20 protein-coding genes are annotated in these 20,886 nt (G+C 66.0%); 12 read left to right on the forward strand and 8 right to left on the reverse strand.

Translation table 11 applies throughout. From position 1 onward, the window contains the following. Positions 1-206: 206 nt before the first annotated feature. The gene (locus CK489_RS21950; protein WP_095733775.1) at positions 207-1,085 is read left to right on the forward strand and encodes a hypothetical protein; all 879 of its coding nucleotides are present in this window, start codon (positions 207-209) and stop codon (positions 1,083-1,085) included. A gap of 183 nt (positions 1,086-1,268) precedes the next feature. Continuing rightward, entirely contained in the window at positions 1,269-1,682 is a 414-nt protein-coding gene (locus tag CK489_RS21955) for a Ros/MucR family transcriptional regulator (protein WP_050420182.1), read from the forward strand. A gap of 5 nt (positions 1,683-1,687) precedes the next feature. Here the strand turns inward: CK489_RS21955 and CK489_RS21960 are convergent, their stop codons facing one another. Continuing rightward, positions 1,688-2,119 (reverse strand): SufE family protein, encoded by a 432-nt coding sequence (locus CK489_RS21960; RefSeq protein WP_050626263.1) that lies wholly within the window; start codon positions 2,117-2,119, stop codon positions 1,688-1,690. 119 nt (positions 2,120-2,238) lie between these two features. Continuing rightward, positions 2,239-2,616 carry a DUF5330 domain-containing protein gene (locus CK489_RS21965; RefSeq protein WP_050626264.1) on the reverse strand — a complete coding sequence of 126 codons (378 nt, stop codon included), beginning with the start codon at positions 2,614-2,616 and terminating at the stop codon, positions 2,239-2,241. A 434-nt stretch (positions 2,617-3,050) separates the two neighbouring features. Here CK489_RS21965 and CK489_RS21970 point away from each other — a divergent pair, with 434 nt between their 5' ends. Next, entirely contained in the window at positions 3,051-4,862 is a 1,812-nt protein-coding gene (locus CK489_RS21970) for an ATP-binding protein (protein ID WP_198960995.1), read from the forward strand. A gap of 7 nt (positions 4,863-4,869) precedes the next feature. Next, positions 4,870-5,619, forward strand: coding sequence for a peptidoglycan-binding domain-containing protein (locus tag CK489_RS21975; RefSeq protein ID WP_095733777.1), 750 nt, complete (start codon positions 4,870-4,872; stop codon positions 5,617-5,619). A 66-nt stretch (positions 5,620-5,685) separates the two neighbouring features. Here CK489_RS21975 and CK489_RS21980 read toward each other — a convergent pair whose 3' ends face one another. Then, positions 5,686-7,329 (reverse strand): ankyrin repeat domain-containing protein, encoded by a 1,644-nt coding sequence (locus tag CK489_RS21980; protein WP_050626267.1) that lies wholly within the window; start codon positions 7,327-7,329, stop codon positions 5,686-5,688. A 225-nt stretch (positions 7,330-7,554) separates the two neighbouring features. Here CK489_RS21980 and CK489_RS21985 point away from each other — a divergent pair, with 225 nt between their 5' ends. Together CK489_RS21985 and CK489_RS21990 are read left to right on the forward strand one after the other, a co-directional pair. Then, positions 7,555-7,899, forward strand: coding sequence for a DUF1491 family protein (locus CK489_RS21985; RefSeq protein WP_095733778.1), 345 nt, complete (start codon positions 7,555-7,557; stop codon positions 7,897-7,899). Positions 7,900-8,265: 366 nt separating this feature from the next. After that, positions 8,266-9,372, forward strand: coding sequence for an NADH:flavin oxidoreductase (locus CK489_RS21990; RefSeq protein WP_095733779.1), 1,107 nt, complete (start codon positions 8,266-8,268; stop codon positions 9,370-9,372). Between the two features lie 80 nt (positions 9,373-9,452). Here the strand turns inward: CK489_RS21990 and CK489_RS21995 are convergent, their stop codons facing one another. Next, positions 9,453-10,385: a DUF2336 domain-containing protein gene (locus tag CK489_RS21995; RefSeq protein ID WP_094193669.1), complete on the reverse strand. Its 933-nt coding sequence runs from the start codon at positions 10,383-10,385 to the stop codon at positions 9,453-9,455. A gap of 294 nt (positions 10,386-10,679) precedes the next feature. Between CK489_RS21995 and CK489_RS22000 the strand changes: the two genes are divergently transcribed. Both CK489_RS22000 and CK489_RS22005 read left to right on the forward strand, forming a co-directional pair. Then, positions 10,680-10,874 carry a hypothetical protein gene (locus CK489_RS22000; protein WP_050626271.1) on the forward strand — a complete coding sequence of 65 codons (195 nt, stop codon included), beginning with the start codon at positions 10,680-10,682 and terminating at the stop codon, positions 10,872-10,874. Between the two features lie 16 nt (positions 10,875-10,890). Further along, positions 10,891-11,658 (forward strand): hypothetical protein, encoded by a 768-nt coding sequence (locus tag CK489_RS22005; RefSeq protein WP_050626272.1) that lies wholly within the window; start codon positions 10,891-10,893, stop codon positions 11,656-11,658. Here CK489_RS22005 and CK489_RS22010 read toward each other — a convergent pair. After that, complete coding sequence (locus CK489_RS22010) at positions 11,627-12,508, reverse strand: LysR family transcriptional regulator (protein ID WP_095733780.1); 882 nt, start codon at positions 12,506-12,508, stop codon at positions 11,627-11,629. The genes CK489_RS22005 and CK489_RS22010 overlap by 32 nt on opposite strands. 91 nt (positions 12,509-12,599) lie before the next feature. Here CK489_RS22010 and CK489_RS22015 point away from each other — a divergent pair, with 91 nt between their 5' ends. Together CK489_RS22015 and CK489_RS22020 are read left to right on the forward strand one after the other, a co-directional pair. Continuing rightward, the gene (locus CK489_RS22015) at positions 12,600-13,439 is read left to right on the forward strand and encodes an MBL fold metallo-hydrolase (RefSeq protein ID WP_095733781.1); all 840 of its coding nucleotides are present in this window, start codon (positions 12,600-12,602) and stop codon (positions 13,437-13,439) included. A gap of 173 nt (positions 13,440-13,612) precedes the next feature. Next, positions 13,613-14,716, forward strand: coding sequence for a helix-turn-helix transcriptional regulator (locus CK489_RS22020; protein ID WP_095733782.1), 1,104 nt, complete (start codon positions 13,613-13,615; stop codon positions 14,714-14,716). A 10-nt stretch (positions 14,717-14,726) separates the two neighbouring features. Here the strand turns inward: CK489_RS22020 and CK489_RS22025 are convergent, their stop codons facing one another. Genes CK489_RS22025 through CK489_RS22035 form a run of 3 tightly spaced genes read right to left on the reverse strand, consistent with a single transcriptional unit; the run spans position 14,727 to position 18,197 of the window. After that, positions 14,727-15,347: a DUF1254 domain-containing protein gene (locus tag CK489_RS22025; protein ID WP_050626276.1), complete on the reverse strand. Its 621-nt coding sequence runs from the start codon at positions 15,345-15,347 to the stop codon at positions 14,727-14,729. Next, positions 15,344-15,922 carry a DUF1214 domain-containing protein gene (locus CK489_RS22030; RefSeq protein WP_029082050.1) on the reverse strand — a complete coding sequence of 193 codons (579 nt, stop codon included), beginning with the start codon at positions 15,920-15,922 and terminating at the stop codon, positions 15,344-15,346. Before CK489_RS22030 ends, CK489_RS22025 begins: the two co-directional genes overlap by 4 nt. A gap of 1 nt (position 15,923) precedes the next feature. After that, complete coding sequence (locus CK489_RS22035) at positions 15,924-18,197, reverse strand: transglycosylase domain-containing protein (protein WP_095733783.1); 2,274 nt, start codon at positions 18,195-18,197, stop codon at positions 15,924-15,926. Between the two features lie 287 nt (positions 18,198-18,484). Between CK489_RS22035 and CK489_RS22040 the strand changes: the two genes are divergently transcribed. Further along, on the forward strand, positions 18,485-19,006 hold the full coding sequence (locus tag CK489_RS22040; RefSeq protein ID WP_095733784.1) for a YcgN family cysteine cluster protein: 522 nt from the start codon (positions 18,485-18,487) through the stop codon (positions 19,004-19,006). A gap of 191 nt (positions 19,007-19,197) precedes the next feature. Next, positions 19,198-20,793, forward strand: coding sequence for an MDR family MFS transporter (locus CK489_RS22045; protein ID WP_095733785.1), 1,596 nt, complete (start codon positions 19,198-19,200; stop codon positions 20,791-20,793). Positions 20,794-20,886 lie beyond the last annotated feature (93 nt).

Consider the following 20,886-nt stretch of genomic DNA (forward strand, 5'->3'; position numbering starts at 1 on the left):
GCAGCAATTCGTAGCCAGTAAATCTACGGAAGCGGGTGCCGGGGCGGCGCGATGTGACCCGCGAGGACGACGCGCGTTCGCGCGGTTAAGCGGGATTTTAGGGAACTCTGCCTACAATTGGCGGTTGGCGGTGTGGGCAATATGACGGTATCGTGGCGTTGGTGGCCCACACCGATTTTCGGTCGGGTCTTCCGGGGGTTAGTTCAATGAAGGTTGGTCTGTTGGTCGTCGGCGCGGGCCTGGTTGTGGTGGGCTTGGCGGCGGTCGGCTTGGGAATCCCCAACAAGGAATTCAGCGTCGGCGGTACGTTGATCACGACGGGCGTGACCGGCGTGTGCACGGGCGCAATCGTGCTGGCGCTTGCCGCCGTGCTCGGGGAACTTCAGGTCATCGCGGCGCGGCTCGAGCCGGGTGCCGCCGGCGCCAGGATTGAGCTTCCGCCTGCAACTTCCCCGCGCAATGCCCCTGACGATGCGGTGTTCCCGCCGCCGCGTGAGCCGAAGGTCGCCGCACCCCCGCCGGTCCCGCCGGCCGCGGGCGCGACGCCGCCACCCTGGCACGACGAACTCGCCACGCGCGGTGCGCCGGCCGAGGCATCGCCGCCCGCGCCGGGCACAGCGCCTGCGGATGGCAGCGCGCCGCCGAAGCGGCGCAACCTGCTGTTCTCCTCCTCGCGGAAGGAGCGTGAGCGGACCGAGGCACGGGCTGCCGAGCCGCTGACGCCGGATCTGCTGTCGGCGGAGCTGCGTCCAGGTCCCGCCGCGGCGGCCGACCCCGCGCCGGCAACGTTCGACGACGCATGGCCCAAGGCCGATCGGCCGAGGTCGGTCGACGTCGCGCCGCGGCGCGGCCCACGGGCGCCATCGACCTTCGGCGAGGCGCAGTCGGCGGCCGCGTCGCCGTCATCAGGCCATCCGCCGCCGCCGCAGGAGCAGCCCCCGGTGACCGTGCTCAAGTCGGGCGTCGTCGACGGCATGGCCTATTCGCTCTATTCGGACGGATCGATCGAAGCGCAGATGCCCGAGGGTATGATGCGGTTTGCCTCGATCGACGAGCTCCGCTCGCATCTGGAGCAAAGGCCGTAGATCTACGGCAATACTTGCGAACGGCCGGCGCGAAGTCTAAGACACGGCTGTTGTTGTCAGATTTTCTGTAATCCGCTCATATTCGCGAAGTAGTACGCGATTCTGGTGATGTATTGTTGCGCGCGGATACTGCCCAAACGGCGTGCGGCGCCGCGCCGTCGAGAGCACGGGGAAGGTTGAGCCATGTCCGATACATCAGGCAAAACGCCGGTCGAGCTGACCGCCAACATTGTTTCGGCCTATCTCAGCAATAATCCGACGCCGGCCTCGGACATCCCGAACCTGATCGGTCAGGTTCATGCCGCGCTGCTGCGGGTGTCGAGCGGCCGCAGCGACATGCCGAGCGAGCCGGCCAAGCCTGCGGTGTCGATGAAGAAGTCGATCACGCCGGAATATCTGGTGTGTCTCGAGGACGGCAAGCGATTCAAGTCGCTCAAGCGCCATCTGCGCACCCAGTACAACATGACCCCCGAGCAGTATCGCGACAAATGGGGGCTGCCGGCCGACTATCCGATGGTGGCGCCGAACTACGCGGTGGCGCGATCGCAGCTCGCCAAGAAGATGGGCCTCGGCCAGCAGGCGCGGAAGCGGAAGTAACATCCCTACGCGGCGGACGCCAGCGCCTCGCGGGCGTCGTTGCGGATGCGATCGACCATCGAGCGGAGGCCGTTGGAGCGCTGCGGCGTTAGATGGTCGCGGAAGCCGAATTCGTCGAACAGCGCGAGCGCATCGGTGTCGAGGATCTGCTGCGGCGTGTGCCCGGAAAACAGCGTCAGCACGATTGCGACCAGGCCGCGCACGATGTGGGCGTCGCTGTCGCCGATATAGATGAGGCGCGGTTCGCCATTGGCATCGCGCTCGATCCGCTTCGACAGCCAGACCTGGCTGACGCAGCCCTGCACCTTGTTCTCGGCCGAATGCTCCGCCTCCGACAACGGCTCAAGCGTGCGGCCGAGCTCGATGACGTAGCGGTAACGGTCGTCCCACTCGTCGAGCAGCGCAAAATTGTCCCTGATTTCGTCGATCGTCGTCATCGTGGCCCGCGTCCTGTCCTCAGGGGCTTATATAGGAAGGCGGGCGGCGAAAGCGATGAAAATGGAACCGGTTCCCTGCGGTTTTGACGTGTTTTCCTGGCGCGAACCGGTACCCGTGCTCACGGCATCGGCGGCGGGTGGAATTCGATCGCCTGGTCGTCGGCAGTCAGCGTGTCGCGGGATGCCAAGGCTTGATCGGTATCGTCGTTGCCGATGGATCCGGTGTGATCGGGCTTCTTGTCGGTGATCATCTGGTAAAGCTTGCGCGCCCCGTCGGTCGCGCGCTGGCCGATCGCGGTCGCAGCCTGGCCGCCGACTTCGCAGGCCGACGGCTGACGCTTGCAGAACTGACCCATGTCGTTGATCGTCGCGGTCGCGGCCGACACCGCGTCCGACGCGCTGATCTGCGGCGTCTTGTCGGCTTCTGGTGTTTTGTCTCTCGGCAGCAGCACGAGCACAAGCCCGAGCCAGAATGCCAAACGCAGCAGGAAGAACATGGCGCGATCCCGGTCGTCTATCTTGTCTTTTGCTTCTTCGCGGTCGATGCCGCTGTTTGCCTCAGAGTTAGCATCGGTCGATAAATCGGAAGTATCTGCATTGAAGTAAATCCGCCGAAAAATCGCGGAAAATTCGCCTGAATTGATTCGCCGTAAATTTTCGATTGATGGCGGCTTTTGGCTGCCGGAGACCGCGGCTGCGCCGCGTCCACCATTTCGAAACCATAGCTGGTCGCGCCCGGAAACCAGCCGTTCACCATCCCTGACAAATGAGCGGTGAATGGCAGCCTCGAAGCCTCGCCAATGCACGGTGTTTGGCGGCAGGCCACCCCGCCTTAGCGTTCGCTTAAGTTCGCTCTGACACGTTGACCTGCAATCACGAAGGAGGCGTTCCGGCGCGTCTGTCTTGACGATTGAGCCGAAGCGCGAGTGCTGTGAGTAGTTTGAGTCTGATCCGCGATTGCCTGGATGCGTTGCTGCATCCGTCGGCGCAATATGATGCGCTGACGCGTGCGCGCCATCGTGCCTTCATGGCGCCGCGACTGCTCGGCAGCCTGGCGGCGCTGGCTTCGTTCCCTGCCTTTCTGGCGATGCGCGGCGCACCGACGGCGATCGAGGTCGCGGCGTTCGCCTGGCTGATCGCACCGATCCTGCTGTCCTGGTTCCTGTCGCGCACCGGCCGCTATGAGGGCGCCCATGTGCTGTCGTCGCTGGCGCTGGCTGGTCTCGTGATGATGGTCGCGGCGTCGACCGGCGGCATCGCGTCGTTCGCCGCGGTGTGGCTCGTCGTGATTCCGATCGAGGCGGCGCTGTCGGCGTCGCGGCGCGTGGTCGCCTTTGCGTTTGCGCTGGCGATGATCTGTGCCGCGCTGCTCAGCGTGCTTGCACATTATCACGTGCTGCCGGCCGTCGATCCCGCGGTGGCGTCAAACGGCACGCTGGCCGGTTTCGGCGTGGTGTCGGCGATCTTCTATGCCGCCGGGCTCGCCTTCGGCGCCGAATCGCTGGCGCGCACCAGTGTGGCTCTGCTTTATGTCGAGGAAGAGCGCTACCGCCTGCTCGCGCATAACATGAGCGACGTGCTGTCGCGGCACAGCCGCAACGGCGCGGTCCGCTTCATTTCGCCCGCGGCCGAGCTCATGCTCGGCGTGCCGGCATCGCGGCTGGCGGGCCACGGCCTGTTCGACCGCGTCCATGTCGCCGATCGCCCGGCCTATCTCACCGCGCTGTCGGACGCCGCGCGCGGCGAGTCCCGCAGCGTCGAGTTCCGGGTGCGCCGAGAGAGTGCGCGGGGCGAGGCTGCCGCCGAATTCATCTGGGTCGAGATGCGCTGCCGCGCGCTCGACCAGAGCTCGGCCGACGCGGAAGTCGTCGCCGTGATGCGTGACGTGACCGATCGCAAGGTGCAGGAGCAGGCGCTCGAACAGGCGCGCAACGCGGCCGAGCAGGCCGACGCGTCGAAGACGCGCTTCCTCGCCACCATGAGCCACGAGCTGCGCACCCCGCTCAACGCCATCATCGGCTTCTCCGAGATGATCGCGCAGGAAGACGTGCTCGGGCTCGACGCGGCGCGCCGCAAGGAATACGCCCAGCTCATCAACGACTCCGGCCAGCATCTGCTCTCGGTCGTCAACGGCATCCTCGACATGTCGAAGATGGAGTCCGGCAATTTCGAGATCTCGCCTGAGCCGTTCGCGCCGCGGCCGGCGCTGCTCAATTGCTGCAATCTGGTGGCGTTGAAGGCGCGCGAGAGCGGCGTCGACCTCGTCACCCGCGTGCCCGACGACCTGCCAATCGTGAACGGCGATCCGCGCGCCTTCAAGCAGATCGTGCTCAACCTGGTTTCCAACGCCATCAAGTTCACCGAGCGCGGCGGCAAGGTGACGGTGTCGGCCGGCGTCGAGGGATCGCGACTATTGCTGCGGGTCTCGGACACCGGCGTCGGCATCGCCGCCGACGATCTCAAGCGGCTCGGCGATCCGTTCTTCCAGGCCGGCAAGACCTATCAGCGCCGCCACGAAGGGACCGGCCTCGGCCTGTCGATCGTCAAGGGTTTGGTCGGTCTGCACAATGGCGAGATGAATGTGGAGAGCAAGGTGGGCGAGGGCACCATCGTGTCGGTTGCGCTGCCGCTGGGGTTCACTGCGCCGGCCGCCGTCGAGCCGGCCAGCAATGTCTCGACGCTGAAGCCCGCGCTGCGATCCGGTCTCCAAGAGCAAACCCATCAGGTGAAGAAGAGTGCCTAGACAGACTTTGGACGATGATGAAAAGCCGCGCCGTCGCCGCGGCGCCAAGGCAGTGGCCATCGCGGCCGAGGAAGAGCGCGGCCTCGTGCTGCGCTTGCTGCTGCACAGTCCGAAGGACCTGATCGCCGGCGTGCTGGCCCTGTCTGCCATCGTTGCGATCCTGATCAATGCGCTGTTCCTGCAGGCCGGCCGGCATCCGTCACCGATGTTCGGCGGCTCGGTGGTGACGCTGCCGCCGCCGCCTCCGGCTGTCGCGGCCGCCAGCCCGATGCCGCGCCCGCGTCCCGCCGAGGCTGCCGCCCGATCCGTCGAGCCGGCTGCCATGGAGCCGTCCAGGCCGGTCGACGTGAAGCCGGTGGAGACCAAGCCGGCCGAGACCAGGTCCGTTGAAGCCAAGCCGGAGCCGAAGCCGGTTGAAGCCAAGCAGGTCGATCCGATGGCCAACCTGGTGCTGAAGTCGACCGCCGCGCCGCCGGCGGCCGCACCGGCCCCGGCCGCCGCGCCATCCAGCGTCATGCGTCCGCCGGCGCCGATCCCGACCGCACATCTGAGCCCGGCCGGCAAACGCATCGCCGCGGTGCAGCGGACGCTGACGGAGTATGGCTACGGCCAGCTCAAGCCGACCGGCACGATCGGTGCCGACACCCAGCACGCGATCGCGAAGTTCGAGCGCGCCCGCAAGCTGCCGGTGACCGGCCAGATGTCCGATCGTCTGGTGCGCGAACTCGGCACGATGATCGGGCACCCGATCGACTAGTGTTTTTCTCTCGTCATGGCCGGGTGTCATCCGGCCACGACGGCTCTTCTTCGCGTTGAACTGGCCTCAGACTGCTTCGCCCAGCAGAACGTCCCTGACCTCGTCCGAGAACAGCTTCTTGCGGCCGGCAAGCAGCACCCATTCCGGATCGTCGCGATCCGGTGTGGCGTGCGGCATGCCGTGATCGAGCAGCGCCTGCGCGCAGCCAGCCCAATCGCCGCCGCCGATCGGTTCATTGCAGGAGGCCCACGACAGCGAGCCGGACGCGTTGTCGCCGAAGCCGTGCTGCTCGGTCCACTCGGCACCGTGCTCGAGCAGGAAACGTGTCAGCCCGGCGTTGCCGCGGAACACCGCGTGATTGAGCGCCGACGCATCCCAGTCGCCGGCGCGCACCGCAATAGGCCAGCCGAGCTCGACCATCAGCCGCACCGCTTCGTCGCCGCCCGCCGCGGCGAGTTCGGGGAGCAGCCGCAACTGCTGTGGTGAAAGCGAAGCCGGGAGATCGGGCCGGCCGGCCTGGATCCGCCGCGCCTCGATCGCGTTGCCGCTGCTGCACGCCGCGACGAACCGCTCGTCATCGGCGAGCATCTCCTCACCAGTGCGCTCGCGCAGCAATTCCGCGACTTCGGTCAGGCCGAATTGCAGGGCGTAGCGATAGGCGCTGAGGTCATCCGGCGTCGTGACGTGCGGGTCAGCGCCGGCGTCGAGCAGGGTCGCAATGCACTTCCGCGACCGCCGTCGCCGGATCGCCCACATCAACGGTGAGCCGCAATCAGTCAGCGGCGCATTGCGGGCAGGTTCGTTCGGATTGCCGCCGTGCCGGAGCAGCAATTCGAGCGCCGGCACGTTCTCGTCGTCGAGCACCTTGTACATCGCGTTGGTGCCGGCGATCCGCGCGCCATGTTCGAGCAGCACGCCTGTCGTCAGGGAGCCCTCGAGCGAGTGGTACAGCGATTCATTGTCGTTCGGATCGGCGCCGGCTTCGAGCAACAGCCTGGTCAACTCGAGATCGTGGTTTTGCCCGGCGGCGCCATATAGAGCCGACAGCGGATTGCTGTCGTCGGGCGCGTCGAGCGATCCTGGCGGCCAGCGGCTGCTGATGCGCTGGTCGGGATCGGCGCCGGCTTCCAGCAGCAGGCGCGCGCAGCGATGCAGCTGCGCCCGAAACTCCGGAGTCTGCAGAAGGCTCGAATGCGTCACCGCGACCAGTGGCGGTAGTTTTAGAGGACCGCCGGGACGATTGACCCATGTGGGATCATGGGCAGCGGTGCGCCGCAGTGTCTCCTCGTCGCCAATAGCGCAAGCGAGATAGGGATCGTCGGCTGCGAGACCTGGATCCTCGGTGAGCACCCGTATCGCAACACGCGGGTGCGCGCGATCGCTGGTGCCGGCGACATCAGCGGCATAGACCAGTTGCAGCCATCGCCGCACGCGGTCGGCCTTGCTTTTGCCGGGCGGCAATTGGGCTTCGACATAGCGCCGCAGGTCGGGCCATGAGGCGAAGCCGAGATCGCGCGCCACGCAGGACTGCGCGTCATGGAGCCGCAGATCGAGTGCGTCGAGTTGAGCGTCGCTGCGTCCGGCCGCCGCCGGAAGCGCCTGCCGAAAACGGGCGTAAGCCTCCGGCGCCTGCCGCCGGTAAAGGCGGATCAGCTCCTTGGCCTGCTTCTTCAGATGTTCGAGATTCAATCGCGCGGGCGATCGGTTCATGGCAACCTCCGTGCATCATCGCCGATGGTCCACAAAACCGGCTGCACAAAGGCTTGGTTGGCCGCGTATTTGGTGCAAGTGGGTTCAACCCTTCCCGTGGACCCGGGTGCGGCTTGCACCGCAGATGCAAGGATATGGGCGAGCATTGTATCGGTCAACCCGCCGCTCCGTGACATCATCTGTGACAATTGGACGTGGCCGCGCCGCTGGCCTATAGGTCGGCGCATGCGATTGAAAACCAGCATATGGGTGGCGGCGTATCTGCGCCGCTGCCAGACCGAAGGCGTGTTCGGCGCGGTCCGCAAGAAGGGCGCCGAGGAAGCCGGCGCCGTGTTCGTCAAGGTGGCGCTGATGGACGGCAACGCGATGCTGTATGCGCCGGCGCCGCAGACGGTCTATGACGACAGCCGTCCGGTCGAGCGCTTGTTCGTAGCGACCGCGCCGCAGCCAGTATCCGAGCCGACGGTCGAGGAGCGGTTGACCAAGGAGCTCCGCTTCGATCCCGACGCCTGGATCGTCGAGACTGAAGACCGCGCCGGGCGGCACTTCCTCGATCTGGCGAAGGCCTAGGCGCAGCCTCGGCTGCCGGGGAAGCAAGGCGCATTTGATGGCCGCTTGCTCCACGGCGGCGGCGCAAATCCCGACATCCAACGACCTCATGATCGGACCAGATCTCGTCGAGTCCTTTGGGATCGCGCGACGTGGCCAAACGAAGCTGCGGTCGATCGGTGCGGTGCACCGATGCACAGCCGTTGTCGAGCAAAGCGCAGTCCCGTTCAGCAATCTGCGACCCTAGGTACGCTGCCAGGGCCGAGCCGGTGAGCGCATCCGCGTGAGTCGGCCGGCGTATCTCAGACGATCAGGCGAGCGAACGCCTGATGACGGCTTGCATCAGTGCACTCTGGTCGATTGTCTCTCGCGCCCCGGAAACATCCCATGTCCAGCCTTGACGTCCTGTTCAGATCCTACCGCCTGAACGCTCTCAATCTGCCAAACCGCGTCGTGATGGCTCCGATGACGCGGTCCAGGTCTCCCGGCGGCGTACCCACCGCCGAGGTCGCCGGCTATTATCGGCGCCGCGCAGAGAACGGCGTCGGTCTCATCATCACGGAGGCAACAGGGGTCGGTCGTCCGGCTGCACTCAACGAGCCCGATATGCCCCACTTCCACGGCGAGGCAGCGCTGGCTGGCTGGCAGAAAGTGGTAGACGAGGTTCACGCGGCTGGTGGGCGCATCGTGCCGCAACTGGTTCATGTGGGGCATAAGGTCTCGAGCGCGGTGCCCGACTGGACACCCCCTGCGCCCTATGAAAGTCCCTCGGGGCTTTCAGTGACAGGCGAGCGCGTCAATCGACCGATGAGCGAGGCCGACGTGGCCGACATCATCGACGCGTTCGCGAAGGCGGCAATGGATGCCGAGCGGCTCGGCTTCGACGGCATAGAGCTGATGGGGGCGCACGGCTATCTCATCAATCAGTTCTTTTACGACCATCTCAACTTGCGCGACGACGAATACGGTGGCTCGACGCTCATCGAGCGTTCTCGCTTCGTGGTCGAGATTCTGAACGCAATCCGGTCGGTGGTGGCCTCGGGCTTCCCGGTGATTCTCCGCCTCTCGCAATGGAAGCCGAAAGACTTCAGTTCACAATTGGCCGCGACGCCGAAGGCGCTGGAACAGTGGCTTTCCGTCCTTGTCGACGCTGGAGCGGATGCCTTCCACCTCTCGCAGCCGAAGTTCTGGCTGCCCGCTTTCCCCGAAATCGATCGGGAGCTGAACCTTGCGGGCTGGGCGAAGAAGCTTACGGGAGTCACCGCGATAACCGTTGGCGCCGTTGGCCTGTCCGGTGACGTGTACGCGTCTCTTGCGGGCGAGAGCGCCCAATCCACGCCGCTGGACGGGCTGCTGAGGCGGCTGGAACGCGGCGAGTTCGACCTGGTCGCGGTCGGACGCGCGTTGCTGCAGGATGCCGCCTGGCTTGAGAAAGTACGGCAAGGTCGCGAGATCGCCGAGTTCACGCCGGCTGCGTTCGCCAGCCTGAGTTAATCAACGGGTGGCGGCGGCACCGCGACAAGCTTGCCGCGTGAACAAGTCCATGCTCCGAACAAAGCTAAGTTGGCCGAGCCTTAGCTTCCAGACTTCTGATTGCGTATAGCGGGCGCGCTGCCGGGCTGCACCGCCGGTCGCGTCGGCGACGATGCCGTGCGCACGCGATGTCGCTCGTCATCATAGAGCGCCGAGCGATACTTGTTGCGAGCCACCGCCATGGTCGAGCCGCGCCAGGCCGCCAGCATCACCAGCGCCGAGCGCTCGCCGAGGCGATCGTAGAGCCGCGACAGCCGGTAGACATAGTTGACCGACGAGCCGGCTTCCGGATTGAGGAACATCAGGATCCGCTGGAACGCTGCGCTCGATACGTCGAGCGCCCGCATCGCGCAGGCGAGCGGCTCGCCGCCGGGATCGTTGACGACGTCGGCGGCGATCCGCGACGGCAGGATCAGCGCTTCACCGAGTTCGAGCGTGAAGTTGTCGAGGTCCTCGGCAAACGCCGCCATCTCCAGGATATGGATCGCGCGTGCGGCGCGTGCCGCCGGAATTCGTGCCGCGGCCTTCAGCGGCGTCGCCTGCAGATTGTGCAGGATCTGCGCGCGCTCCCTTACGCCGGCGGCAAAGAACATGTCGGAGAGTTCGGCGGCATCGTTCGGCCGCATCGCGAGGCTCGCGGCCATTCGTTGCTCGGCCTCGGTCGGAATCCTGGCCGGCGGCGTTGACGCTGCGGGCGCGGCAATCGGCGCGGCCGCCGGCACCGGCTGGTCCGGCCCGGTGCGTCGCAGCCCGAGCTTGTCCATGATCCCGGCGGGCGTTGCCGGATAGATCGCAAGCCGCGCACGGACGGCGGCGCGGGTCGCGTCGTCGACCTCATCGATCAGCCGCGACGTCAGCTCGACGAACTGGCGCTCTTCATCGGCGGAGTGTGCGCTGGCCTGCACATAGAGGTCGGTCAGGACACGCAGCAAAGTGGGACGGATGTCGACACCCTCGCGGCGGGAGAGCGTCATCAGCCCATCGAAACCAGGAAATAGCGGAGCTGCGCTCATCTCGGCGTACGCGACTTGCCAGTAAGATTCGGTTTGAAAACCCTGTGGCAGCGAGCCTACGCAGGCAGTTTTAAGACGCAGTTAAGGAAAACAAGCCGTGAAGCCGAACACTTGAATATGCGCGTGTCTATTAAGGCACAGCGCCATATCCGTAACCGTCCGTATCGGCAGTTTAAGATGTCATTAACCATGCCCGTTCTTAACTCGGTGAGCGCGGGGCAAATCATGTCCGTGCGGGGCCAGAGAGAACGGAAGATGGGCACCATCGTTGAGTTTCCGGCGGATGCGGCTGCGCGGCGGCCGAGCACGGCCGGTGCTGCCGGCGAAGGCATGGGGACCGTGCTGATCCTTCCCGTCGTGCGGATCGAACGAACGACGGAGGAGACCGGCGGTGGTCGCGGACCGGAGCAGGGCACTGCGCAGGGCCGCCGTCGCCGACGGCGCTCCTGATCGCGGATAGCGTGCAATGCCCGCGCCTGCGCAGCGGACCGCCGCTTGGCGGTCATTCCCGACGCTGATCCTGCTGGTCGCGGGCTCGGCGCTCGCGGGCTGCAGCGGCGGCGATTTCGGCCGCACCCGCGCCGATTTCCGCAACGACGACATGCATCGCTGGATGGGCGCCGAGGCGACCGGCAGCATCGGCAAAAACGCCTCGCAGTTTCAGCTTACCGAACACGAACGCCAGCTGCGCGATCTCGCCTATCAATTCGTCGAGCCGCCGCTGTCGCGTCCGGCGTGGAAGAGCGTGTTCGGCGACTACCAGCCGCTGCCTTCGCCGTGGCGGCAGAAGGCGGTGTTCGATCGTACCGCGTACGGCCGCAACCTGATCGACGAGCCGCATCGCTCGTTCGCCTCGCGCTATTCGCTGCTGATCGACCAGGTCCGCGACGATATCACCCGGTTCGAGCCGTTCTTCGCGACGGCGATCCAGGTGATCGAGCTCGACCGCAAGCGCAGTGCCAGCCTCAACATGATCGCGGACGTGTCGCCGCGCGAGCGGGCCGATGCGGTGGCGCGGATGGAAGAGAACACGCTGATCGTGCAGTGGGTCCAGCAGGCCCTCGAGCGGCGGATCTCGTCCTATCGCTGGGCGCTGGAGCGGCTGGTGATCCAGGCGCCCGACGGCATGGCTGCTGATGCCGAACGCCAGATCAACGAACTCGCCCGGCTCACCGCCAATGCGCCGCTGGTCTCGGGACCGGTCACGGGCCAGGCCGTGGTGACGAAGGGCTAGCCCGCTTCATCTTCCTGGAACTGGTGCGGCGACTGCTCGCCTGCCGTGGCAGGCTCGCAATGAACGCCTTCAGCGCATCAGAGGACGGATGGGCCGAGGGGTAGGCGAGGCCGACCTGGCGCGTGACGTCGACATCGATCGCGCGCACCGCGACGTCCGGATTGCCGCGTGCCACGCCTTCGGGGACGATCGCGACGCCGACCCCGGCCGCGACCAGCGCCATCGCCCACTCCTCCGATTCCGCGATCGCCACCGGCTTGCGCGGCGGTGCGGTGCGCTTGAAGAACTCCTGCTGCTCGCAGTGGCAACGATCGATCATCGGAACGCCGGCGAAGTCGCTGGTCCGCAGCGTCTCCTTGAGGGTCAGGGGATGCGACGGCGGCAGTGCCGCGACATAGCGCTCGCTCCACAGCGGGATGAAGTGCTCACCGGGCGCGATCATGGTTCTCGCGACGATCCGCGCGTCGGCCTTTTGGCCGGCGCCGACCAGCCGAAGCGCGAGATCGGCGTTGCCGGTCAGCGGCTTGAGCAGGGCGATGGTCCGAGCCTGATCGAGCGTCCGCAACAGACCGAGCGTCAGCGCCTGCTTCGTCGCCGGCTTGCGAAACAGGTTTCGCGCCGCGTCCGCCTCATCGATGATCTTGCGGGCGATGCCGTGGAACTGCGCGGCTGATTCCGTCGGCGCCATGCCCTTCTTGTGCCGGATGAACAGCGTGGTGCCGAGCTCCGCCTCGAGATTGGTGATCGCCGCGGAGATCGATGGCTGCGAGATGAAGCAGCGCTTTGCCGCAGCGGTCAGATTGCGCTCGCGGTAGACCGCGGCGAAATAGCGGAGTTCGCGGATATCCATAGGAATGTCCTATCGTATCGATAGAAAGACAATATTTTACCTATGGAAATGCGAGTGGCAAGTCTGCGCCTGGCACAGCGGAGGATTTGTCATGCGCATTCATCATCTCAACACCGGCACGATGTGCCCGATCGGAAGGCGGCTCGTGAACGGCAGCGGCAGCATCTTCCAGCGGGCGCGGATGGTCTGTCACTGCCTGCTGGTCGAGAGCAATGACGGCCTGGTGCTGGTCGATACCGGCATCGGGCTTGGCGACATCGCAGACCCGCCGCGGCTCGGGCGCAAATGGGTGCGGCAGACCACGCCGCGGCTCGATCCGGCCGAGACCGCGGTCCGCCAGGTGACGGCACTCGGCTTCTCGCCCGACGACGTGCGTCACGTGCTGCTGACGCATCTCGATCGCGACCATGCCGGCGGCGTGCCGGACTTTCCGAAGGCCAAGGTGCACGTCCATCGCAGGGAGTACGACATGGCGGTGACGCATCAGGTGACGCCGCCGGAAGGACGCTACATCACGGCGCAGTGGAAGCACGGGCCGGACTGGGCGTTCTATGGCGCCGGCGGCGAGGACTGGTTCGGCTTCAGGGGTGTGCGGGCGCTCGGCGACCGCGAGCCGGACATCCTGATGATCCCGCTACCGGGCCACACGCTCGGCCATTGCGGCATCGCGGTGCGCGACAAGGATAGATGGCTGCTGCACGCCGGCGATGCCTATTTCCACCATGCACAGCTCGACGCCAGGCCGCGGATCCCGCTGGTGCTCGGCCTGTTCCAGCGCCGGGCCGACATGGATCGCGCGACGCGCATCCAGAACCAGGAGCGGCTGCGCCAGCTGAAGGCCGCGCATGGCTCCGATGTCACGATCGTCAACAGCCACGATCCCGTCGACTACGAGACCTGCCGTTGCGGCCGGCACGCGCTCGCTCTCTGATTTGACCGCGCGGTCCGCATTCGACCTTCGTCGTAGAGTTTGCTGCGATCCTGGCGCGATCGTTGCATCCACCTTGCCAATTGAAATTCGAGCGATGGAGATGCCAGTATTTGGGCGGAGTTGCGCCGGCTCCTTGTTTGACGTCGATTGTCTTGGAGCAGGTAGGGGTGGCAATGACGGACATTGACTTCGAGCGCATTGTGGACCGGATCCATGAGGCTGCTGTCGTTCCAGACCTGTGGCCGGACGTTCTCGAAGACATCGCGCATGCCGGCGGCGCCCATGGCATGGTGATGATCAGCTCGGGCACCGATCGGTGGAGCGGTGTCTGGAATGGCGTGGTGACGTCACCATCGATCGAAGAGGCATTCTCGGCCTTCATCAGCGAGGGCATTGCCAGTCGTACTGAGACGACTCCGAGACTGCTGGCACGGGATCACCCTGGTTTCGTCAGCGAACAAGACGTCTTCACGCTGGAGGAATGGGAACGCGATCCGTATCGGACGGAGTGGAACAAGAAGTGGGGTTTCGAGCACGCCTGCGCGACGGCCGTCCATAGTCCCTCCGGCGAGCTCGTCGTGTTTCATATGGAAAGACTCGCAGGCCAGCCGGCTTTTTCGCGGCAGGATCTCGATTTTCTCGACCGGTTTCGGCCCCATCTCGCGCGGGCGAGCCTGCTGGCGACGCGCTGGCGTCTGGCGCGGATGCAGGCGGCGACCGAGGCTCTGGCGCTCGTCGATCTGCCGGCGTTGGCGATTGAACGATCCGGACGTGTTCTGGTGGCGAACGCCTTGATCGAAGGGATGACGGACGTCTTGCGCTGGCTCCCCGGCGACCGTATCGCGATGAGGGACGCCGCGGCTGACACCCTCCTGCGTGCCGGTTTGTCCCAGCTGGGGTCGCCGCTTGAGAAGGCCGTGCATTCCTTTGCAGCGTGCCGCGCAGACAATCAGGACCGCGTGGTTGTTCATCTGGTGTCGATGCCCGGCGAAGCGCGCGATGTTTTCGATGGGGCGGTGGGCATCCTGATCGTGACCCCGGTCACGGCACCTCAGGCCCCGAGCCTTGCGCTCATTCGCGGACTCTTCGATCTCTCTCCCAGCGAAGCGCGTGTTGCCCGCGGCATCGTGCAGGGACAGACGATCGGTGATATCGCGGCGCTTCACGGGCTAAGCCGCGAAACGATCCGCAACCAGGTCAAAGCGGTGTTTGCCAAGACGGGAACACATAGCCAGCGGGATGTCGTCGCGCTGCTCGGCGCTATCCCGAAACTGTGACGGTTACCGGCTAGCGCTTGCGTGCCGCGGGCGGCGGAGCCGGCGCGGGGAGCGGCGGCGGGGCTTCCTGCTTGGCCGCGACCGGCTCGGCCTGCACCTTGCAGGATGACGCCGCGAGCGAGGCCTGCGCCTGTGGCATCAGGCCGGGCTCGGGCGCCAGTGCCTTCAGCAGGATCAGGCCGGTCGAGGTCGGCGAGTCGATGATCAGCCGGTCGGCGGCGGTGATTTCCTCGTCCTCCGGCAGCTCGTTGTGCTGCGCTTCCGTCATCAGGTCGAGCTCGATCACCTTCTTGCCGGCGGAGCGGTCGTTGATCGCGTAATAGGCGACCTCGTTGCGGGTGTAGAACGACACCGACGTGTAGGCCTGGCTGACCGGCACGGTGAGCTTGAGCGGCCCGGTCGAGAGATCGTAGCGGCAGATCGCCACCGCGAAGGCCGGATCCATCAGCGGCATCGGCGAGTGGCTCGGGTCGGCCAGCGGCAGCTGCGTCACCTCGTTGAGCTTGGTCATCGGCGTCAGCCGCGAATAGGCGTCCTGCGAGGCGATGCGTGGCAGCGCCAGCACGCTGACGAGATGCACCACGCCGCCGAGCAGCACGCCTGCGAGGATGGTGAACAGCACGCGGATCATGGGCAGCCCGTCGTTGCGATCGAGGGCATCGGCGCGTCGCGCTGAGTGCGGGTCGCGACCCCGACCGGCGTGTCGTAGAGCCGCAGCATCAGCGCGTAGCGCTCGATGCCGCCGGTCGGCAGCCAGTTGCCGGCGCGTGAGCGCGAGGCAATGTGGATCTCGAACGTGCCGTCGGAGGCGCGCATGATCTCCTGGCTGGTGAAGCCGTAGCGCTGCAGCGAATTCGCGACCAGGTGGCCCTTGCGGTCGAACAGCGTCAGCGTCCAGAACCGCGCCGCCGGCGTCACGCCGCTGACGACGATGTCGCAGCGGCCGTCGAGCGGCTTGTTCTTGTCGTCTGATGTTGCCGAGAACGCGATGCCGTCGCCGGTGCCGATCGGCAGCTCGCCGCTGCGCGCGATGGTGGCGCGCGAATAGGGGTCGACGTCGGAGGTGCCGTTCTTCGGCCGCGCGGTCCAGGCGCCGATCTTCAGCGTGCCGAGGTCGGTGCCGCGCGTCGCCGTCGCGTAGGTCAGCCCGAGGCCGACGGCGGTGGCGATGACGAGTGCCAGCAGGGTGGTGAGGAGCAGCCGCACGTCAGTTCTTGCGTGGCACGGAAGGGGGCGCGCCGTCCGGTCCGGCCGCGGCAACGTAGTTTTCGGGGAACGCCAGCGCGCTCGAGGACTCCGGCTTGCCGGTCTTCGCGGGCTCGTTAAGCGTGGTCTTGCCGGTCGTCTTGGCGGCGTCGTCGAGTAGCTTCTCGACGCGGACCAGGATATCGGCGCCGCGCTTGGTCAGCACCGGCGGCGGACCCGGCTTGGTTTCCAGCACGCGCGGCGCGGCGTTGGCCTGGGCATTGGCCTGCGCCGGCTGCGGCGGCAGCTTCTGGCCCATGCCGACGCCGTTGAGCTCGCGCACTTCCACGCCCTGATGCGCGGCGACCATGATGTCGTGCCAGGTCTGCGCCGGCAGCGAGCCGCCGGTCATGCGGTTGGTCGGCGAATAGTCGTCATTGCCGTACCACACCGCGCAGGTGAAATTGCCGGTGTAGCCGACGAACCAGGCGTCGCGATAGGCATTGGTGGTGCCGGTCTTGCCCGCAGTCGGAATGCCGTCGAGCGCGGCGCGGCGCGCGGTGCCTTCGCTGACCACGTGGCTCATCATACCGGCCATGTCGGCGGCGATATTCGGCGGGATGGCCTGCCGCGGCTTCGGCCCGTCGCGGTCCCAGCGCCAGACGAGGTCGCCGGCGCCGGTGCGCACCTCGAGCACCGAATGCGGCGTCACCGCCTTGCCGCGGTTCGGGAAGGTCGCATAGGCCACCGCGTGCTCCAGCACCGTGACTTCGTCGGAGCCGATCGGCAGCGACGGCGTATCCGGCAGCGGCGCCTTGAGGCCGAAGCGGCGCGCCACCTCGACGATCTTGGCGCGGCCGGCCTTCGGGCCTTCCTTGCCGCCGAGCATGATCGAGAGCTTCACCGGCACCACGTTGATCGAACGGGTGATGGCCTGGGTCAGCGTCACCTGACCCGAATAGGAGTGGCCATAATTCTGCGGGCACCAATTGCCGATACAGACCGGGCCGTCGACGATCTTCGAGTTCGGCGTGAAGCCGTTCAGCAGCGCCGTGGTGTAGACGTAAGGCTTGAACGACGAGCCCGGCTGCCGGTAGGCGTCGGTGGCGCGGTTGAATTGGCTCGCGCCATAGTCGCGGCCGCCGACCATGGCCCGGATGCCGCCGTCGAGATCGGACACCACGGTCGCGGCCTGCGTCGCGTGATAGTCGCGGCCGAACTGGCGGAGCTGGTTCTCGATCGCTTCCTCGGCCGCCTTCTGCACATTCATGTCGATCGCGGTGCGGACCACGAAGACGCGCTCGGTGTAGGATTTCGGGAAGGTGTCGACCAGCTTGCGCATCTCGTCAAAGGCGTAGTCGAGATAATAGTTCGGCGAGTTTTCGTCGCGCCGGTCGACCGCGACCGCCGGATTGCGGCGGGCGCCGAACACCTGACCCTCGGTCATGAAGCCGGCATCGACGAGGTTGTCGAGCACGACGTTGGCGCGGGCGCGCGCCGCGGGCAGGTTGATGTGCGGGGCGTATTTGGTCGGCGCCTTGAACAGGCCGGCGAGCATCGCGGCTTCCGCGAGGTTCACGTCGCGCACCGACTTGTTGAAATAGAAGTGCGCGGCGCCGTCGACGCCGAACGTGCCGCCGCCCATATAGGCGCGGTCGAGATAGAGCTTGAGGATCTCGTTCTTCGTGAGCCGCGTCTCGAGCCAGATCGCGAGGAAGGCTTCCTTCACCTTGCGCTCGATGGTGCGCTCGTTGTTCAGGAACAGGTTCTTGGCGAGCTGCTGGGTGATCGACGAACCGCCCTGGCGCACGCCGCCGGCCTGCGCATTGGTGACGAGCGCACGGGCGAGGCCGGGCACGTCGATGCCGAAATGGTCGTAGAAGCGGCGGTCTTCGGTCGCGAGCGTCGCCTTGATCAGATTGTCCGGAAAGTCTTCCAGCGGGATCGAGTCATTATGCTTGATGCCGCGGCTGCCGATCGGGTTGCCGTAGCGGTCGAGGAAGGTGACCGCAAGGTCGGACTTCTTCAGCCAGTCCTCGTCGGCGGTCTCGCGGAAGGCCGGGATCGCGAGCGTCAGCATCAGGATCATGCCGCCGAGCCCGATCGTCGCGGCCTCCGATAGCGGCTCGATGAACACCCAGCGCTTCCAGCGGCCGACGTAGAAGCGGTCCATGAACGTGGAATAGCGCTCGTAGAGCTCGCGCAGGCCCTTGCCCGACGAGAACAGCGTCGAGTCGATACGCGCATCGAGGTCCAGGAAGAAGTTCCGGACCTTCTGTTTCCAATGCGACGGCATGATCTGAAAGGACCGGACCCTTGATCAGTTTGACAGCACTGCGGGCGCCCAAACGGGCACAGGCCAGCGTCTTGCTTCGATGTTGCGGCAATCCCAAGGCGCTTTTGCGTCGTTGGGGACTCGTTCCACGTTCTATCCGAGCGGCTGCCATAAACCAATGGCGCGGCTGGTGAATTTAATGAAAGCCCTAACGCTGCCCACCGGCTTTTTCGACCCCGCAATACCACCCACTTGCGCCGGCCGCGCCGGCGTCCCAAGAAGGGCTCTATTGCCATATCAGGGACAGCATGACCGCACCGCCCAAGCGCACGTCGGGCCAGGAGGAATTCTTCTGGAAAACCAAGACGTTGGAGGAGATGTCCAACGCCGAATGGGAGAGCCTGTGTGACGGCTGCGCACGCTGCTGCCTGGAAAAGCTCGAGGACGAGGACACCGGGAAGATCTACTTCACCCATATCTCCTGCAAGCTGCTCGATGCCGGCCTGTGCGCCTGCAAGGACTATTCGAACCGCTCCGAGCAGGTTCCGGATTGCGTCCGCCTCACGCCCGAAAATGTCCGCACCCTGAACTGGCTGCCGCCGAGCTGCGGCTACCGCCTCGTGGCCGAGGGGCGCGACCTCTATTGGTGGCATCCCCTGATTTCGGGCGATCCCAACACCGTTCACGAAGCCGGGGTCTCGGTGCGCGGCCGGGTGGAGGGCACCGAGATCGATGTCAACGACGCTGATCTCGAGGATCATATCGTGCGCTGGCCGGCGTTGCTGCCGAAACGGGCCCAATTGAAGAAGCGCCCGAAGGCCTCCCAGTAGAATTCCGAGCCGTAACGCGGACGTGCCGGAGCTGATGCCGGCGCTTTCGCGATCACGTCGTCGCGAGAACATTGCTGCGGGATGCACCCATGCGCTGGGGTGCCTGCCTCAGCAGCGAATTGCTGCATAAATTGCAAAGCAGAGAATGATTCCATCGCGGGACGCGCCCGCGCAGCAGCATTACGCCCCAAATGAACAAGTATGAACGGCAGAGCCCGTTTCCTGCCGACCAATCGACATTGCCTGACGACATTGCCGAAGAGCTGTCTCATCTCCCAAGCGAGGTGATCGAACTCAGCGACGCGCCGCCGCTGGCGCCGCCGGCACCGCTCAATCCGGACGAAGTCCGCACCATCGTGATCAGCCTGATGCTGACGATGTTCCTGGCCGCGCTCGACCAGACCATCGTCGCGACCGCGCTGCCGACGATCGGGCGCCAGTTTCACGACGTCACCAACCTGTCCTGGGTGATCACGGCCTATCTGCTCGCCTCGACGGCGGTTGCGCCGGTGTTCGGCACGCTGAGCGACATCTATGGCCGCCGCGTCATGATCATCACCTCGCTCAGCCTGTTTGTGGTCGGCTCGGTGCTGTGCGCGATCGCGCCCAGCATGACGATGCTGATCATTGCTCGCGGCCTGCAGGGGCTCGGCGGCGGCGGCATCATGCCCGTGGTCCAGACCGTGATCTCCGACGTGGTCACCCCGCGCGAGCGCGGCCGCTACCAGGCCTATTTCTCCAGCGTCTGGATGGCCGGCGGCATTCTCGGCCCGGTGGTCGGCGGCGTGTTCGCCGAGCATCTGCACTGGTCGATGATCTTCTGGATCAACCTGCCGCTCGCGGCCGCCGCGCTGGCGCTGCTGCTGCCGAAGATGGGCAAGATCCCGGTGTTCCACCGCAAGCGCAAGGTCGACTGGCTCGGCGGCGTGCTGCTGATGGCCTCGGCCGTGGTGCTGATGCTGGTGCTGACCTGGGGCGGCACCCGTTTGTCCTGGCTGTCGCCGACCATCACCGCGATGATCGGCGCCTCGATCGCGCTCGCCGGAGCCTTCGTCTGGCATGCGCGCCGTGCCGACGAGCCGTTCCTGCCGCTGTCGCTGCTCGGCGGCTCGGTGGTACCGTTCGCGATGGGCGCGGGCGGCTGTGCGCTCGGCGCCATGGTCGGCCTGACCGTGCACCTGCCGCTGTACTACGAGGTGGTCTATCACCTCACCGCCAGCGAGGCCGGCCTTGCGCTGATCCCGCTCGCGGCTATCTCGACCTTCGGTGCGGCGATCGCCGGCCGCACCATGGCAAAGGCCAAGCACTACAAGCGCGTTGCGATCGTCGGCACCTCGGTTGCCGCCATCTGTGCCGTCGGCATGGCCGTGACGACGCTGCCGCTGTCGGGATTGCTGCTGCTGATGAGCGTGTTCGCACTCGGGCTCGGCACGACATTCCCGATCAGCGTGGTGTCGCTGCAGAACGCGGTGGCGCGGCCGCAGGTCGGCACCGTGACCGGTGCGATGAACTTCTTCCGCGCCATGATGGCTTCCTTCACGGTTGCCGCCTTCACCACGATCCTGCTGATGACGCTCGGCACCGACATCTCGCTCGCCGGTGAGCATCATGCTGCGGCGGCCAGCACGGTCAGCGCGATCCCGATGGCCGACATGATTCATGCGTTCCGCTACGTGTTCGGCGCCGCCGCCGTGCTGCTGACCACCGCTTCCATTTGCATGATCACGATGGAAGAGCGCCCGCTCGCCGGTCCCGCCGCGCGACCGCCGGCTGAGATGGCGGAGTAGGGGCGGGGTCGCCACGCTCATCGCCGTCGTACCGGCGAAGGCCGGGACCCATACGCCGCGGCGGATGTTGTCGCTGGGACTCGTCGTTCCAAT

Origin of the sequence: Bradyrhizobium sp. UFLA03-84 (assembly GCF_002289535.1) — a bacterium.
GTDB lineage: Bacteria > Pseudomonadota > Alphaproteobacteria > Rhizobiales > Xanthobacteraceae > Bradyrhizobium > Bradyrhizobium viridifuturi.

Bases quoted from the DNA above. Each gene is read 5' to 3' on its own strand.
- CK489_RS22035 (WP_095733783.1), bottom strand. From the start codon at position 18,197: ATGCCGTCGCATTGGAAACAGAAGGTCCGGAACTTCTTCCTGGACCTC.
- CK489_RS22000 (WP_050626271.1), top strand. From the start codon at position 10,680: ATGGGCACCATCGTTGAGTTTCCGGCGGATGCGGCTGCGCGGCGGCCG.
- CK489_RS21985 (WP_095733778.1), top strand. From the start codon at position 7,555: ATGCGATTGAAAACCAGCATATGGGTGGCGGCGTATCTGCGCCGCTGC.
- CK489_RS21960 (WP_050626263.1), bottom strand. From the start codon at position 2,119: ATGACGACGATCGACGAAATCAGGGACAATTTTGCGCTGCTCGACGAG.
- CK489_RS22015 (WP_095733781.1), top strand. From the start codon at position 12,600: ATGCGCATTCATCATCTCAACACCGGCACGATGTGCCCGATCGGAAGG.
- CK489_RS22025 (WP_050626276.1), bottom strand. From the start codon at position 15,347: ATGATCCGCGTGCTGTTCACCATCCTCGCAGGCGTGCTGCTCGGCGGC.
- CK489_RS22040 (WP_095733784.1), top strand. From the start codon at position 18,485: ATGACCGCACCGCCCAAGCGCACGTCGGGCCAGGAGGAATTCTTCTGG.
- CK489_RS21980 (WP_050626267.1), bottom strand. From the start codon at position 7,329: ATGAACCGATCGCCCGCGCGATTGAATCTCGAACATCTGAAGAAGCAG.
- CK489_RS22020 (WP_095733782.1), top strand. From the start codon at position 13,613: ATGACGGACATTGACTTCGAGCGCATTGTGGACCGGATCCATGAGGCT.
- CK489_RS21955 (WP_050420182.1), top strand. From the start codon at position 1,269: ATGTCCGATACATCAGGCAAAACGCCGGTCGAGCTGACCGCCAACATT.
- CK489_RS21990 (WP_095733779.1), top strand. From the start codon at position 8,266: ATGTCCAGCCTTGACGTCCTGTTCAGATCCTACCGCCTGAACGCTCTC.
- CK489_RS21965 (WP_050626264.1), bottom strand. From the start codon at position 2,616: ATGTTCTTCCTGCTGCGTTTGGCATTCTGGCTCGGGCTTGTGCTCGTG.
- CK489_RS21950 (WP_095733775.1), top strand. From the start codon at position 207: ATGAAGGTTGGTCTGTTGGTCGTCGGCGCGGGCCTGGTTGTGGTGGGC.
- CK489_RS21995 (WP_094193669.1), bottom strand. From the start codon at position 10,385: ATGACGCTCTCCCGCCGCGAGGGTGTCGACATCCGTCCCACTTTGCTG.
- CK489_RS22005 (WP_050626272.1), top strand. From the start codon at position 10,891: ATGCCCGCGCCTGCGCAGCGGACCGCCGCTTGGCGGTCATTCCCGACG.
- CK489_RS22010 (WP_095733780.1), bottom strand. From the start codon at position 12,508: ATGGATATCCGCGAACTCCGCTATTTCGCCGCGGTCTACCGCGAGCGC.
- CK489_RS22045 (WP_095733785.1), top strand. From the start codon at position 19,198: ATGAACAAGTATGAACGGCAGAGCCCGTTTCCTGCCGACCAATCGACA.